This window comes from Planococcus shenhongbingii, assembly GCF_030413635.1.
Lineage (GTDB): Bacteria > Bacillota > Bacilli > Bacillales_A > Planococcaceae > Planococcus > Planococcus shenhongbingii.
The window spans coordinates 2,311,563-2,325,730 of record NZ_CP129235.1 but is presented as its reverse complement, the minus strand read 5'-3'; the positions used below and the strand labels follow the sequence as shown (position 1 = coordinate 2,325,730).

14 protein-coding genes are annotated in these 14,168 nt (G+C 44.9%); 11 read left to right on the top strand and 3 right to left on the bottom strand.

The window, feature by feature from the left end; genetic code table 11:
* Nucleotides 1-160: 160 nt before the first annotated feature.
* The 4 genes from QWY16_RS11435 to QWY16_RS11420 all read left to right on the top strand — a co-directional run bounded on the left by QWY16_RS11435 (nucleotide 161) and on the right by QWY16_RS11420 (nucleotide 4,637).
* A complete protein-coding gene (locus QWY16_RS11435) occupies nucleotides 161-1,822 on the top strand; it encodes a M4 family metallopeptidase (RefSeq protein ID WP_300989349.1) in 1,662 nt (553 codons plus the stop codon).
* A 238-nt stretch (nucleotides 1,823-2,060) separates the two neighbouring features.
* Nucleotides 2,061-3,710 carry a M4 family metallopeptidase gene (locus QWY16_RS11430; protein WP_300989348.1) on the top strand — a complete coding sequence of 550 codons (1,650 nt, stop codon included), beginning with the start codon at nucleotides 2,061-2,063 and terminating at the stop codon, nucleotides 3,708-3,710.
* A gap of 145 nt (nucleotides 3,711-3,855) precedes the next feature.
* Nucleotides 3,856-4,089, top strand: a complete 234-nt coding sequence (locus QWY16_RS11425; RefSeq protein WP_300989347.1) for a cold shock domain-containing protein — start codon at nucleotides 3,856-3,858, stop codon at nucleotides 4,087-4,089.
* A gap of 68 nt (nucleotides 4,090-4,157) precedes the next feature.
* On the top strand, nucleotides 4,158-4,637 hold the full coding sequence (locus tag QWY16_RS11420; RefSeq protein WP_300989346.1) for a YkvA family protein: 480 nt from the start codon (nucleotides 4,158-4,160) through the stop codon (nucleotides 4,635-4,637).
* A gap of 95 nt (nucleotides 4,638-4,732) precedes the next feature.
* Here QWY16_RS11420 and QWY16_RS11415 read toward each other — a convergent pair whose 3' ends face one another.
* Complete coding sequence (locus QWY16_RS11415; protein ID WP_300989345.1) at nucleotides 4,733-6,340, bottom strand: ABC-F family ATP-binding cassette domain-containing protein; 1,608 nt, start codon at nucleotides 6,338-6,340, stop codon at nucleotides 4,733-4,735.
* 181 nt (nucleotides 6,341-6,521) lie between these two features.
* Nucleotides 6,522-6,755: a protein YuzH gene (locus QWY16_RS11410; protein WP_300989344.1), complete on the bottom strand. Its 234-nt coding sequence runs from the start codon at nucleotides 6,753-6,755 to the stop codon at nucleotides 6,522-6,524.
* Between the two features lie 88 nt (nucleotides 6,756-6,843).
* Between QWY16_RS11410 and QWY16_RS11405 the strand changes: the two genes are divergently transcribed.
* Genes QWY16_RS11405 through QWY16_RS11395 form a run of 3 tightly spaced genes read left to right on the top strand, consistent with a single transcriptional unit; the run spans nucleotide 6,844 to nucleotide 9,709 of the window.
* Nucleotides 6,844-8,007 (top strand): MFS transporter, encoded by a 1,164-nt coding sequence (locus QWY16_RS11405; RefSeq protein ID WP_300989343.1) that lies wholly within the window; start codon nucleotides 6,844-6,846, stop codon nucleotides 8,005-8,007.
* A gap of 10 nt (nucleotides 8,008-8,017) precedes the next feature.
* Entirely contained in the window at nucleotides 8,018-8,971 is a 954-nt protein-coding gene (gene corA, locus QWY16_RS11400; RefSeq protein WP_300989342.1) for a magnesium/cobalt transporter CorA, read from the top strand.
* 24 nt (nucleotides 8,972-8,995) lie between these two features.
* Nucleotides 8,996-9,709 (top strand): YjjG family noncanonical pyrimidine nucleotidase, encoded by a 714-nt coding sequence (locus QWY16_RS11395; protein WP_300989341.1) that lies wholly within the window; start codon nucleotides 8,996-8,998, stop codon nucleotides 9,707-9,709.
* A 112-nt stretch (nucleotides 9,710-9,821) separates the two neighbouring features.
* Here the strand turns inward: QWY16_RS11395 and msrA are convergent, their stop codons facing one another.
* Nucleotides 9,822-10,358, bottom strand: coding sequence for a peptide-methionine (S)-S-oxide reductase MsrA (gene msrA, locus QWY16_RS11390; protein ID WP_300989340.1), 537 nt, complete (start codon nucleotides 10,356-10,358; stop codon nucleotides 9,822-9,824).
* Between the two features lie 149 nt (nucleotides 10,359-10,507).
* On the opposite strand from msrA, the gene QWY16_RS11385 reads away from it, so the two are divergent.
* The 4 genes from QWY16_RS11385 to QWY16_RS11370 all read left to right on the top strand — a co-directional run bounded on the left by QWY16_RS11385 (nucleotide 10,508) and on the right by QWY16_RS11370 (nucleotide 14,087).
* Nucleotides 10,508-11,452, top strand: coding sequence for an LCP family protein (locus QWY16_RS11385; RefSeq protein ID WP_300989339.1), 945 nt, complete (start codon nucleotides 10,508-10,510; stop codon nucleotides 11,450-11,452).
* A gap of 59 nt (nucleotides 11,453-11,511) precedes the next feature.
* Nucleotides 11,512-12,699, top strand: a complete 1,188-nt coding sequence (locus QWY16_RS11380) for an AI-2E family transporter (protein WP_300989338.1) — start codon at nucleotides 11,512-11,514, stop codon at nucleotides 12,697-12,699.
* Nucleotides 12,700-12,761: 62 nt separating this feature from the next.
* A complete protein-coding gene (locus tag QWY16_RS11375) occupies nucleotides 12,762-13,184 on the top strand; it encodes a sporulation protein (protein WP_300989337.1) in 423 nt (140 codons plus the stop codon).
* Between the two features lie 78 nt (nucleotides 13,185-13,262).
* A complete protein-coding gene (locus tag QWY16_RS11370; protein ID WP_300989336.1) occupies nucleotides 13,263-14,087 on the top strand; it encodes a GNAT family N-acetyltransferase in 825 nt (274 codons plus the stop codon).
* Nucleotides 14,088-14,168 lie beyond the last annotated feature (81 nt).

Genomic DNA, 14,168 nt, shown 5'->3' with positions numbered 1-14,168 from the left:
TCGCCTTTGAATTTGCTGAAAATTCTTTTATTAGAATGTAAATTAACATATTTTAAGGAAAATAAAAACAGATAAAGTAGCCTGTATCTTCAGAATAATGGAACAGTTATCCTTTAATAAACCGTCTGACAGAGACGGCACATTAAAGGAGTGAAAACTATTGAAATCAAAGAAATTACTGACTTTAAGCTTGGCCGCTGCATTGGCCTTATCCGCTGCTTCCGCTTCTGTTTATGCTGCACCAAATAATGCCGTTTCAGAAAAAGTGCACGTAAATCAGCAAAGCAAATCAACCGATTTTATTGTAGGGAAACTGACAATGCCTTCGAAAAACTCTGCCGAGGAAATTGTCTATAATTACTTGTCCGAGAAAGAAGAACTTTATAAAATCGGCAAAGATGTAAAAGCGAATTTTAAAGTCGTCAGTGAAAAGAAAGACGATCTGGGCTTTAACAACCTGAAGCTCCAGCAAATGTACAAAGGTGTACCGGTATTCGGTTCAGTTATTACAACGCATGTTGATGAAAATGGAGTACTGGTATCCGTCTCTGGGCAATTGGCTCCGGAATTATCCAAACAAGTGAAATTGAATAAAGGAGCTCAGCTTAAAAAAACGGAAGCAGCAGCTATCGCCCTTGCCGATTTAAAAACAAACTTGGGACAAGCACCGGAAATAGATCATCAGGAATCTCCAGAACTGGTTGTTTATCTGGACAAAGGAACGGCGAAATACGTTTATAGCATTCAACTTGAATTTTTAGCGCCTTCACCCGGCAATTACCAGTATTTGATCGATGCACAAAGTGGAGAAGTGCTGGAAGCTTATAACCAGATCCATGAAGCGAAACCATCGGCCGGTGTAACCGCTCCTTCCGGAACCAATTCCATTGCAACTGGCAAAGGGGTGCTGGGAGATGCCAAAACCTTAAACACATTAGTTAACAGCAATGGCTCTTATTTGGTTGACCGGACACGCGGCAACGGAATTTTCACTTATGATGCCGCAAACCGCACGAGAACACCCGGCACCCTGTGGCTGGATGCAGACAATGCTTACAATGCAGCTTATGACGGCGCTGCAGTAGACGCCCATGTCTATGCTGGACAGACATTCGACTATTATAAGAACACCCATAACCGCAACAGCTATGACGGCAACGGGGCGCAATTAATTTCCACGGTCCATTATGGCCGCAGCTATAACAATGCATTCTGGAACGGTTCGCAAATGGTCTATGGCGACGGGGACGGCTCGACATTTATCCCGCTTTCCGGAGGGCTTGACGTGATCGCCCATGAATTGACGCATGCGGTGACGGATACGACAGCTGACCTCATCTATCAAAACGAATCCGGTGCAATCAATGAATCGATTTCGGATATTTTCGGAACCTTGGTCGAATATCATTTCAATAATAATCCAGACTGGCTGATTGGCGAAGACATCTATACGCCGGCTGTTAAAGGAGATGCTCTGCGGTCGATGGCAGATCCGACGTTGAATGGCGATCCGGACCATTATTCCAAACGCTACGTTGGAACGAGTGACAACGGCGGTGTCCACATCAATTCCGGCATCAGCAATAAAGCCGCGTTCTTGCTAGCGAATGGCGGCACCCATTACGGCGTGCAAGTAACAGGCATCGGCAATGCCAAAACAGAAAAAATCTTCTATCGCACCTTGACTCAATATTTGACGCCGAGTTCCAATTACAGCCATTACCGCGTCTCCACCATTCAAGCAGCAACGGATTTATATGGAGCCAGCAGCGCTGAAGTAGCAAGCGTTAAAGCGGCATTCAATGCTGTGGGTGTTAACTGAATACCATTAAGTAAGAGAACCGCTTCTTGTAAGCGGTTCTTTTTATGGTGGAGAAGTTAGATTTCTCTTTTCGTTCTGAGCTAAAAGACCGCTTCTTTTACACATCCTTCAAAACAGGTATAAACACCTGTACCAAGACCAATAAAACACATACTGAAACCTATTTATTCTGAATATTCAGGTGGTTAAGATGGACATATGAACCAATCTCTGGCAGTCCTAAAAGGAGCGGATGAAAATGAGGAAAAGGAATATATGCAGCATTGGATTATCTGCCGCTTTGCTCTTTGCAGCTTCAAGTTCTGTTTATGCAGCGCCGGATAATGCCACAAATGAACAAGTTTATGTGAACCCTGAAAGCGATGCGCCAAACTTCATTGCCGGCAGTCTGACCCCTTCTTCGCAAAAAGAAGCAGTGGAAATTGTTTATTCTTATTTGGAAGTAAAAGAAAACCTATATGGCCTTGCAGAAAATGAGTCTCAACAATTCAAAAAAATCAGCGAGTTGAAAGACGAACTTGGCATGACGAATGTAAAGCTTCAGCAAATGTTCAATGGCATCCCTGTTTATGGATCGGTGCTTTCCGCACATGTCAATGCAAGCGGGGTGCTGACATCGGTGTCTGGTGAAGTGGTGCCTGACTTAACGGAAGCAGATGCGCTTAAAGGCGGTGCGGTTCTGACGGCTGCCAAAGCTTCGGCAATTGCGCTCGGCAGCCTGGAGAAACTGCTTGCCGAGCCTCCCCAAATCCTTGGAGAGAAAAAACCGGAACTTGTGATTTTTATGGACGGCAAAGCAGCAAAACTTGCTTACCATTTGCAGTTTGAGTTTTTGTCGCCGGAACCCGGTAATTACCATTATTTTATTGATGCACAAACAGGCCAAGTGATTGAATATTACAATCAACTGCACAAAGCGGTTGCGCTAAGCATTCCGGAAGGCACCGATTCAGTGTCAGGCGGGACTGGAGTGCTCGGTGATAAAAAGAAAGTGAATACCGTGCTGAATTCAACAGGTTCCTATTTGGTCGACCGCACGCGCGGAAAGGGAATTTTCACTTATAACGCTGCCAATTTGACAGAAGTTCCTGGCACGTTGTGGCTGGATCGGGATGATGACTATCATGCAGCATTTGACGGTGCGGCAGTAGATGCCCATGTTTATGCCGGCATGACTTTTGATTATTTCAAGAAGGCGCATAAGCGCAATAGTTTTGATGGCAAAGGAGCGGCGCTCGTTTCAACTGTCCATTATGGCAAGAATTACAACAATGCCTTTTGGAGCGGCACTCAGATGGTTTATGGAGACGGAGATGGCAAAAAATTCATTTCTTTATCCGGGTCGCTCGATGTCATTGCCCATGAACTGACGCATGCAGTTTCCCAGTCGACAGCGGGCTTGATTTACTGGAATGATTCGGGTGCCATTAACGAATCGATGTCCGATATTTTCGGAGTGCTGGTCGAGGATGAATACCAAAAAAATCCGGATTGGCAAATAGGAGAAGACATCGTTACGCCAGACATCGCTGGAGATGCGCTTCGGTCATTGGCAGATCCGACAGCCAATGGATTGCCTGATCATTATACGAAGCGTTATTTGGGTACAGAAGATTTCGGGGGAGTCCACATCAATTCTTCCATCACCAATAAAGCGGCGTATTTATTGGCAAATGGCGGGACGCATTACAATATCAAAGTTCAAGGAATCGGCAATGATAAAACCGGTAAAATCTTTTACCGCACATTGACCCAATATTTGACGCCAACCACCAAATTCAGACAGCTGCAGGCTTCTGCTGTCCAAGCAGCAACTGATCTATACGGGGCAGACAGCAAAGAAGTGAAAAGCGTCAAAGATGCATTTGCAGCAGTGGGGTTGAAATAAGGCACTCTATTACAATAGAAGGAATTGGCTGAACCGTTCTTTAAAGGGCGGTTCTTTTATTGAATAAAGGAGGAATTGTTTAGACACTGCCTATAAGAGGGTATAATTCACCATCTGGGAAAAGAATTATACAGGAGGTTTTTAGATGAGCAATTTCGGCGGAGAAGGAGATTTGACAGGCATTGTGGTTTCGTTCGATAAAGAAAAAGGGTTCGGCTATATCCGAGGGGATAACGGTGAAATGTTCTATACCCATACAGAACATTCCAATATCGACGAATTCCCTATGCTCAACGAAGGCCAGCAAGTGAAATTCATACCGGTACAAGGAACTCCGGAAAAAGAACGGATTGCCACAAATGTGACTTTGATTTTTTAAAAGAAGCAAGGGTTTCATGAACAAGCCGTGAAGGTATAGAGTAAGTAAAATGAACTGGGGGAATTGCTATGACCAATGAATATTTGAAAAAACCACTTCCAAGTATAGAAGAACAACAGGATTTCTATAAGAAATTGCGCAGCAAAATACAAAAATGGCTTGATAATAAACCGGGCGCCGTCGGCAAAGTCGGACAATACGTATTGTTCGCTCCTGACTTGTTCCATTTACTGGCGAAACTTATGCTCGACAGCCGTATTGACGCCAAAAGCAAAGGTGCGGTAGGGGCTGGTATTCTCTACTTTATCGCACCGATGGATTTCCTTCCGGAGATTTTGATCGGGCCGGGTGGATTCCTGGATGACGTTGTTGTAGCGGTATTTGTCATCAATACGTTATTGAATAAATTTCCGATTGAAGTCATCGAAGAGCATTGGGCGGGAGACGTCGAACTATTATCTGTCGTCCGTGGAATTTCAAATTCCGGGAATAAATTCGTTTCCAAATTGCCAGCAGGCCGTTTAGTGAAACGTTTCATGAAAGTTTAATCAAAACGTAAAAAAGCCGGGCGATTGTGCCCGTTTTTTTTGGCAATAAAAAATCCCGCAAGCCGGAAACGGCTTGCGGGATTTTTCAGTATGGATCAGTTTGTGATTCCTTGTGCTTCTTTCCATTCGAGGAACTCATCGTAAGTCAATTGCTTATCAAGAATTGTTCCATCATCCAGGATTTCAATGACGCGATTGGCAACCGTTTGGATAAACTGATGGTCATGTGAAGTGAAGACCATGGCGCCTTTGAACGCGATCATGCCGTTGTTCAACGCTTGGATGGATTCCAAGTCCAAGTGGTTGGTCGGTTCATCTAACAGCAAGACGTTGGCGTGGGACAGCATCATTTTCGACAGCATGCAGCGCACTTTTTCGCCACCGGAAAGAACAGAAGGTTTCTTTTTCACTTCTTCACCGGAGAACAGCATTCTGCCGAGGAAGCCGCGAAGGAAAGTTTCACTTTCGTCTTCCGGAGAATATTGGCGAAGCCAATCTACTAGGGATTGTTCGCTGCCTTCGAAGTAAGCCGAGTTGTCGATCGGCAAGTAAGCACGTGAAGTTGTGACACCCCAGCGGATCATCCCTTCAGCAGGCTCGTCTTCTTCAGCCAAAATGCGGAGAAGCGCCGATTTAGCAAGCGGATCGCCGATCAAGACGATTTTGTCGTCTTTGTTCATATTGAAGCTGATGTTGTTCAATAATTGATTGCCATCAACAGTTTGGCTAAGGTCTCTTACTGTCAGCACATCATTGCCGATTTCACGGCCGATGGTAAAGTTGACGAATGGATATTTGCGGGATGAAGGACGGATATCGTCCAATTCGATTTTATCGAGCATTTTCTTCCGTGAAGTGGCTTGCTTCGATTTGGAAGCATTGGCAGAGAAACGCGCGATAAACGCTTGAAGCTCTTTGATCTTTTCTTCTTTTTTCGCGTTTTGGTCACCGGCCAAACGAGTCGCTAACTGGCTTGATTCGTACCAGAAGTCGTAGTTGCCGACATATAGCTGGATTTTTCCGAAATCAAGGTCGGCAATATGCGTACATACTTTATTTAAAAAGTGGCGGTCATGCGATACGACGATGACGGTGTTGTCAAAGTTGATCAAAAATTCTTCCAGCCACTGGATCGCTTTCAAGTCCAAGTGGTTAGTCGGCTCATCCAGAAGAAGAACATCCGGTTTGCCAAATAGGGCTTGTGCCAGCAATACCTTCACTTTGTCTGAACCGGATAATTCAGCCATTTTTTTATCGAGCTGGTCTTCGGAAATGCCAAGGCCTTGAAGTAAGATTGCAGCTTCAGATTCGGCTTCCCATCCGTTGAGTTCAGCGAATTCGCCTTCCAGTTCAGCGGCGCGCATGCCGTCTTCATCAGAAAAGTCTTCCTTCATATAGATGGCATTTTTCTCTGCCATGATTTCGTACAGCTTTTTATGGCCCATGATCACTGTTTCAAGAACAGGGAATTCTTCGTATTCGAAGTGATCCTGTTTCAGGACGGCCAAACGTTCGCCGGATCCCATTGATACGTTGCCGCTTTGTGCTTCCAAGTCACCAGACAAAATTTTAATGAACGTTGATTTTCCTGCACCATTGGCACCAATCAATCCGTAGCAATTCCCCGGGTTAAACTGGATATTCACATCTTCAAAAAGTTTGCGGTCGCCAAAGCGAAGGCTTACATCATTTACTGCTATCATTTATACGTACCTCCCAAATTTCACAATAAGAATAGTATACCACGAAAGCCGCTAAAATCGATAGCATTCAGCAACAGACTGGGATAAACTTATAAAGGGGAAACTTCATTCGGGCTTTTGCGGCCAGTAGATTTCCCGCATGCAAAAGCCGAGCTTTGCTCGTTAAAGCGAAACCATGGGCTTATTTATATTTTCTTTCTTTATAGGCTTCTAATAGGCCAAGGTCTTTATTGAGCAAATATTCCATGCGCACATAATCTCTGCGTGTCGGGATATGTTCTTTTGTTAAGCCTTTCATCGAAAAGATGAAATAATAGCCGCCGATTTGGCGGAACAATACGACGACATGAGGAAAGTCATCAAAAATGGCTTTGATATTATATCGTTTTGCATAGCTCCAGTTTACGAGTTTCATACTTGTGCCCGCCTTTCACATCCATTTTAATAGCTCAAGCCAGGGAACACAAGTTTGTCTGCATCAATTGTACAGGAGGAATAACACAGTGACTGCCCATTCAAAAAAAACGACTCTCGGACTGATGGTCCTGGCCATCTTTTTCGTTTCATTAAATTTGCGGCCCGCCATATCTTCAATCGGTCCATTGCTTGAAACCATCCGCACCGACTTGTCTTTATCCAATAGCCAAATCAGCCTGCTGACTTCCGTTCCAGTTTTTTGCATGGGGCTGTTCGCGCCGTTTGCCGTCAGCTTCAACAAAAAATTCGGCATGAAGCGCTCGATTTCAATTTTACTCGTTGTCATCGGCACATTGACATTGGTGCGCGGCATTGTGCCGTCTTATCCGGTGCTGCTCGCAAGCGCATTTTTCATTGGCCTGGCCATCGCCATCATCAGCCCGTTATTGTCTGCGATGATCAAACGCAATTTTCCAACCCGGACCGCTTCATTAATCGGCGTCTACTCATTTGGCATGGGGCTTGGCGCCACCTTGGCAAGCGGCCTGACCGGTGTGTTTTATACCATTTTAAACTGGCCTCTGGCTCTGGCAAGCTGGGGCTTGCTGGCTATCGTGGCCCTGGTTCTCTGGCAGCGCATTGAAGAGCCGGCAGATGAAGCGGTTGATGTTGGAGGGGCGCCTTCCGTCTCGCCGTGGAAGAACAAGCGCGCTTGGTATATGCTGCTGTTTTTCGCTTTCCAGTCGGCGCTGTTTTTCTCGCTCATCACTTGGTTTGCACCGATTGCCAGCGATAAAGGCATGACCGTGTTGACAGCCGGTGCTGCCTTGACGGTAATGTCTTTGGTGCAGCTGATCAGCAATTTATCCATTCCGATGCTGTTGCAGAAATTCCCGAGCCGCCTGTTTTGGACCATGGTGTTATTGCTTTCCGGTGCTGTGGGCATCGTTATGCTGATGGCAGGAGGGACAGCGTTCGTCTGGCCGGCCGCAGTTTTCCTCGGCATTACGCTTGGCGGATTGTTTCCGATAGCGTTATTGATGCCGCTCGATGAAAATACCCGGGCTGATGACGTCAACAGCTGGACTGCGATGATCCAGTCAGGCGGCTATATCATTTCAAGCGCCATGCCGTTTGCCATTGGCATCCTTTATGACCGCTACGGAACACATGACATTACATTAATCCTGTTTTTGGTGTATCTGGCCATACTCGCAGTATTTACTTTACTGTTGAATAAAAAAAGCTAAGGGGAACAAAATGATACGAATACAAGCAATCAACCAACAAGATAAGATGATAATCAATCCGCCGCTAGAGGCGCTGAAAGACATGAAATGGTATTGGGTGGATTTTATTGATCCGACGGATGAAGAAATCGGCCTGTTAAGCAGCCATTTCCATTTCCACCCGCTGGCGATTGAAGACTGCATCCACTCGCTGCAGCGGCCCAAACTGGAGTACTACGAAGACGTGAATTTCCTGGTATTCCATTCTCTTAACCAGGAGACGCTGGAAGCGGAAGAAATTGACGTTTTTATTGCCGATAATTTCATCGTTTCTTTTCATTTCGAGGATTTGAAAGAAGTCAATATCACTTGGGATTTTTTCAGCCATCCGAGCAAGCACCACCAATTCAAACCGGTGGAAGTGACGTATAAATTGATGGATAAAGTGGTGGATTCCTTTTTCCCACTTGTTGAAGACCTGGAAGACCAGCTCGCTGCTATTGAAGACACTGACCGCGTGAAAAAAGCCGATAAAAACGTGATGGAAAAGACATTCCTGGTGCGCCGGGATTTATTCAAATTGCGCCAGATCGTCATTCCCACAAGAGATTTGGTATACCGCATCCTGGAGTCGAAACGCTTTATCCTGCAGGAACATAAACGGGCTTATTTCCAGGATATCCATGACCACTTGATCAAACTGAGCCATATGATCGACTCGAACCGAGAACTGACATCCGATATCCGCGATAATTATATTTCACTGAACTCTTACCGCATGAACAATATCATGAAGACGCTCACGGTAATCACGACCATTTTCATGCCGCTGACGTTCATCGCCGGCATTTACGGCATGAATTTCAACTATATGCCGGAACTGCAATGGCAAGGGGGATATTATGCTATCCTGACCGTCATGCTGCTGCTTGGAGGAGGTATGTTTGCCTGGTTCTATTCGAAAGGCTGGTTCGACAGTGAATGATTTTCAGGAAAGGCTTGGGGAATAATGAAAAAATACACAATAATTTTATTTGATATTGATGATACATTGCTGGATTTTAAGAAAGCGGAGCATTCGGCTTTACATAATACTTTTATGGAACACGATATGCCGACAGGGTTTGCCGATACTCATGCCAGCTACCGGAAAATAAGCGAAGTGCTTTGGCATGAATTGGAACAAGGGAGAATGGCCATTCGGGAACTTGGCATTGAGCGCTTCAAGCGCTTATTTCTCGAGCATGAACTGGACATCAGCGCTGATACGTTCTCAAAGCTCTATTTGGAAAATTTGGGGAAGGAAACACATATCATGCCGGGAGCGGAGGAATTATTGGAGAGCCTCGATGACTGTCGTTTGGCGATTATCACAAACGGCTTTGGAGAAGTCCAGAAATCGCGCATTCAAAATTCACCTTTCAATGGCCGTTTCGAGCACTTGATCATCTCTGAAGAAACCGGCTTCCAAAAACCGCATAAAGGAATCTTCGATTATGCATTCGAGAAACTCGGCCTCAGCAGCAAAGAAGGCGTACTGATAGTCGGTGACTCGCTGACATCGGATATTCAAGGCGGTGCGGATTATGGCATCGATACGTGCTGGTACAACCCGTTCGGCAAGAAAAACACAACCGGCATCCGGCCTACTTATGAAATACGGGAATTGCTGGAACTCGGGGAGATCATTAATGGCAATAAAACCGAAAAAAATAGTAAATGATGTGATCAAAGGACGGCCGCGAAAGCGGGCTGTCCTTTTTCAGTTTATGCCTAAGCTATAAAAAACGACGTGAAATCCTATAGAGGTTTCACGCCATTCTGTAGATGCTTTTTCAGTTCGTAACTTCACTTTTTTCCCAAACTGCTTCAAGGAATTCGTCGCGGCCAGAAATGGCACGGTCTTTTTTATAATGCTCCGCATTTTTCTTATAGAAGTCCTGATGGTAATCTTCCGCTGCATAAAAAGGGGCAGCATCTAAGATTTCGGTGATTACCGGCTTTTGGAAGCGGCCGCTCGCGTCGAGTTGACGTTTTGACTTCTCGGCTAGTTCCCGCTGTTTTTCGTTATGTACGAAAATGGCCGGACGGTACTGGGTGCCGCGGTCCTGGAACTGGCCATCATTGTCCGTCGGGTCGATTTGCTGCCAGAAGATGTCGAGCAGCTGATCATAGGTGAAAATATCCGGGTGGAACGTGATTTGCACCACTTCCAAATGGCCGGTGGTGCCGGTTTTAACTTGTTCATATGTGGGATTTTCAATATGGCCTCCGCTATAGCCCGAAACTACGCTTTCAATGCCGTCAAACTGATCAAATGGTTTTACCATGCACCAGAAGCAGCCGCCTGCAAATGTCGCTTTTTCTGTCATAAGTGGTGACTCCTCTCGCTTGTATTAAAAAAATCTTACCATTCCCACTGTTTTACGACAATGAAAATGATTATAATGATTGAGCAGAAACTTCTTCATGCCAACCGACGTCTCATATAAGGCACCAACTAGAAAGGAACGTGTAAATTATGGAAGAAGAATTACAGCCCACCAGAAAACGGCGCAAAAAGAAACGCTTACGTTTTCGAGGCGTTTTGCTCCTGTTGTTCATCGCAGTGGCGGCAGCAGGAATTTATGCTTTTTTGCAATTTCAAAGCGGATATAAGATAGCTGAAAATACAGAACAACAACCAGTGGAATTCAACGGCGACCCAGAGAATGGGGAATTCCAGAATATTTTGATTGTCGGAGTCGATTCACGGGGAGAAGAAAAATCCCGGTCGGATACGATGATGCTGTTATCACACGATAAAAAAACGAATGAAGTAAAATTGACTTCATTCATGCGTGACATTTACGCCGATATACCAGGCTATCAATCGTATAAATTGAACACCGCTTATTATTTGGGCGGTGCGGATCTCCTGGCAGATACGCTGCGTGGCATGTTCGGGGTGGAAATCCATCATTTCGCCCAAATCGATTTCTCGAATTTCGAACAATTGGTTGATATCGCGGCGCCAAACGGTGTGGAAGTGGATGTCGAAAAAGACATGTCTAAAAATATCGGCGTTACTTTAGAGCAAGGCGTCCAGCATTTAAATGGCAAGGAACTTCTTGGGTACGCACGTTTCCGTGCTGACGAAGAAGGCGATTTCGGCCGGGTCCGCCGCCAGCAGCAAGCTCTTGCGGCATTGAAAGATGAACTGATCAGCGTTTCGGCGATTCCGAAATATCCGAAACTTGCTGGAGCGGTCCAAGGCTATATCCAGACCGACGTTTCCACTTCTGACCAAGTAAAGCTGGCTGCCCAGTTGGCGATGAGCGGCGGCGGTGAATTGGAACGCCTGACAATTCCCGTGAAAAACAGTTATAGCTTCCAAAGCTACTCTCACGCAGGCTCGGTCATCGAAATGGATTTGGAACAAAACAAACAAGCCCTTTCCGAATTTTTATCACAACCACTCAATTAAAATATCAGATAATATGCTAAAATTAATGCATACCGATATTAATAGAAAGTAGGAGTGGCATGGAGACGGAAAAACAATCTTTCTTCTCAACAAATTTTATCCGTTTTCTCGGAGGAACCAACTTATTATTCACTTTGATCGCGCTGGTGCTGATCGGCTTGGTTATTTTCATATTCCGGGAAGTGTCGTTCATATTCGAACCGCTGCTCGTGTTCTTGAAAACCATTTTACTGCCGGTTATTTTGGCACTTGTGCTGTATTATTTGCTGCGCCCGGTCCTTCGGATGCTGGAAGGCTTCCGGATACCGAGAATTTGGGGAATTGTCATCATCTTTGTGGCGTTAACCGGGTTGCTTACTTTGCTCATCGTGCTGGTGCTGCCATTTTTGCGGGAGCAGACGCAAACGCTGATTCTGGAGTTTCCGGATTACTTTATGCAGCTGCTGACAGATGTCGATGCATTTTTAAGAACATCGTATATCGGCGAATACTATATTAATTCGAGTTTGAATATTGAAGAGCTGCTTACTACGCTGCCTAGTACATTCAACGAAACTTTCCAGGCAACTGCCACGAGCATGCTGTCTCGGCTGACGGAATTCATCAGCACGGTTACAGGCGTTGTTTTATCCATTATCATCGTGCCTTTCATCTTGTTTTATTTGTTGAAAGACGGTGAAAAATTTCCTGCCTTTATCCTGAAACTTTTGCCGCCACGGTTCCGTGAAGACACAAAATCTGTGTTCCATGAAGCGGACCGCCAAATCGGTGCCTATATCCAAGGAAAGATCATCGTCGGGATTTTTATCGGTGTGATGGTGTATATCGGGTTCTTAATCATCAAACTTGATTATGCATTGCTGTTCGGCTTCCTGGCTGGAGTTACCAGCATCGTGCCTTATATTGGACCGGCAATCGCTTTTGCACCGGCAGCCATTGTCGGGATTGTGATTTCGCCATTTATGCTGTTGAAGGTCGGTATTGTCTGGACGATCGTACAGATCTTTGAAAGCAACTTGATTTCGCCGCAAGTTATGGGGAAAACGATGATTATTCATCCAATCACGATTATTTTCGTGTTGCTTACAGCAGGATCTCTGTTCGGCATTGCGGGCGTCATTCTTGGCATTCCAGCCTACGCCATCATTAAAGTACTAGTTGCTCATTTTTACAAATTATTCAAGCGCCGCTATAATAAACATGAAGTCAATCTGGAAAATCAATACGATTACACCGAATTGCTGTAACCGTTTAAAGCAGTTTTTCTTGTGGTAAAGAAGGATTAGCAAATACTGGAGGGTGCCGTTTTATGAATTTCAAACAATTCCTTAGTTCAATTGGTATTGGTTCTTTAAAAATCAATACAGTCGTTGAGAGGCCGCATTTAGAAGAAGGTGAAACCTTGAACGGGACGGTTTACTTTACTGGCGGAAACAGCGACCAAGAGATAGAATACATTGAGCTGAACGTCGTAAAGCAAATTGAAAATTATCGTGAAGACAGCGATTTTGATGTGATTGAAAACATCGTCGCTAAACAGTCGTTGGAATTTATCGGTTCTGTCAAGTCAAAGGACGCTGCCATGCACCAATTTGATATTGTGCCGGATGAACGCTGGCTTCTGCAGAATTCAAAAGGAAAACTGATCCTTCGGACGATTGTCCATATTGTGAATGGTGTAGATGTCCAAGATGAAGATGAAATTTCCTATGGACAAGAAGAAAACTTCTAGCATGAGATAAAAAAACAAAAGGCATTCAAATTGAAAACCAATTTGAATGCCTTTTAAGCTTTTAGGAGCGTGATTGATATGACTTTAGTGAACAATAAAAGTCTGGCCAGAAAAATAGAAGCCATCAAAAGCCGCGGAACAAAGGAGTACATAATAAAACATAAAGAAATGAATCCAGCTGCTAATATGGATTACTTGACCTTGCAAGGAAAAGGAGAGGTTTTCTGCACCGGCAATGTCTGTTTCGGCATCGGCTTCGGCCTAAACGGAGTACTTGTGGAAAATGATTTGAATGTTATTGAAGACTTTATCCGGAAGAGAAAAGAAGTGGCGCATGCCGAGTTTGAACTCACGCCTTTTTGTGATCCGCTGTTATTGGCTCAGCTCCAGGAACGGAACTATACATTCGATCATTTTTTGGCCGTCTGGGTAGTGGAACTGGAAAATTGGCAGCCTAAAGAAAACCGTTTGAAAGATGAAGCAGTTACGGTTGCAGAAGTGTCAGGGGAAGAAACTTATGAGTGGGCTTGGACAGTGGCTTTAGGCATTTCAAGAGACAATACCGTGACGGAAGAAATGATGGAGTCGACACGCACCTTCTTGGAAGTCTCCAATACAGCTGGATTCTTGTTAAAAGCAAATGGAGAAAGCATAGCAGGAGCAACGATTGCAATAGACGGAAAGCTTGGAGAGCTGTTTTTAACGAGCACCGTCAAGGCTTTTAGGGGAAGGGGCTTTCAGAACCTGCTGATTGAAGAACGGCTGCGCTATGCCAAAGAAAAAGGCTGCAGCCATGTCACGGTCACCACTCAGCCAGATACCGTGTCCGCCCGGAATATGGAACGGAATGGTTTTAAACTCATGTACAATAAAGCGGTCGTCAAAAGCCCGCGCATCCATTAAACCGGCATCCGCTAACAAAGCGGATGCTTTTTCTTTTGGTTTTCAAAAATGAATCGGTATTGTGGATTTGCATAATACATG

What these genes read in the sequence shown, in the direction of transcription:
- QWY16_RS11415 (WP_300989345.1), bottom strand. Translation starts at nt 6,340, where the DNA reads ATGATAGCAGTAAATGATGTAAGCCTTCGCTTTGGCGACCGCAAACTT.
- corA (WP_300989342.1), top strand. Translation starts at nt 8,018, where the DNA reads ATGATACGAATACAAGCAATCAACCAACAAGATAAGATGATAATCAAT.
- QWY16_RS11375 (WP_300989337.1), top strand. Translation starts at nt 12,762, where the DNA reads ATGAATTTCAAACAATTCCTTAGTTCAATTGGTATTGGTTCTTTAAAA.
- QWY16_RS11380 (WP_300989338.1), top strand. Translation starts at nt 11,512, where the DNA reads ATGGAGACGGAAAAACAATCTTTCTTCTCAACAAATTTTATCCGTTTT.
- QWY16_RS11425 (WP_300989347.1), top strand. Translation starts at nt 3,856, where the DNA reads ATGAGCAATTTCGGCGGAGAAGGAGATTTGACAGGCATTGTGGTTTCG.
- QWY16_RS11430 (WP_300989348.1), top strand. Translation starts at nt 2,061, where the DNA reads ATGAGGAAAAGGAATATATGCAGCATTGGATTATCTGCCGCTTTGCTC.
- QWY16_RS11420 (WP_300989346.1), top strand. Translation starts at nt 4,158, where the DNA reads ATGACCAATGAATATTTGAAAAAACCACTTCCAAGTATAGAAGAACAA.
- QWY16_RS11370 (WP_300989336.1), top strand. Translation starts at nt 13,263, where the DNA reads ATGACTTTAGTGAACAATAAAAGTCTGGCCAGAAAAATAGAAGCCATC.
- QWY16_RS11385 (WP_300989339.1), top strand. Translation starts at nt 10,508, where the DNA reads ATGGAAGAAGAATTACAGCCCACCAGAAAACGGCGCAAAAAGAAACGC.
- msrA (WP_300989340.1), bottom strand. Translation starts at nt 10,358, where the DNA reads ATGACAGAAAAAGCGACATTTGCAGGCGGCTGCTTCTGGTGCATGGTA.
- QWY16_RS11395 (WP_300989341.1), top strand. Translation starts at nt 8,996, where the DNA reads ATGAAAAAATACACAATAATTTTATTTGATATTGATGATACATTGCTG.
- QWY16_RS11410 (WP_300989344.1), bottom strand. Translation starts at nt 6,755, where the DNA reads ATGAAACTCGTAAACTGGAGCTATGCAAAACGATATAATATCAAAGCC.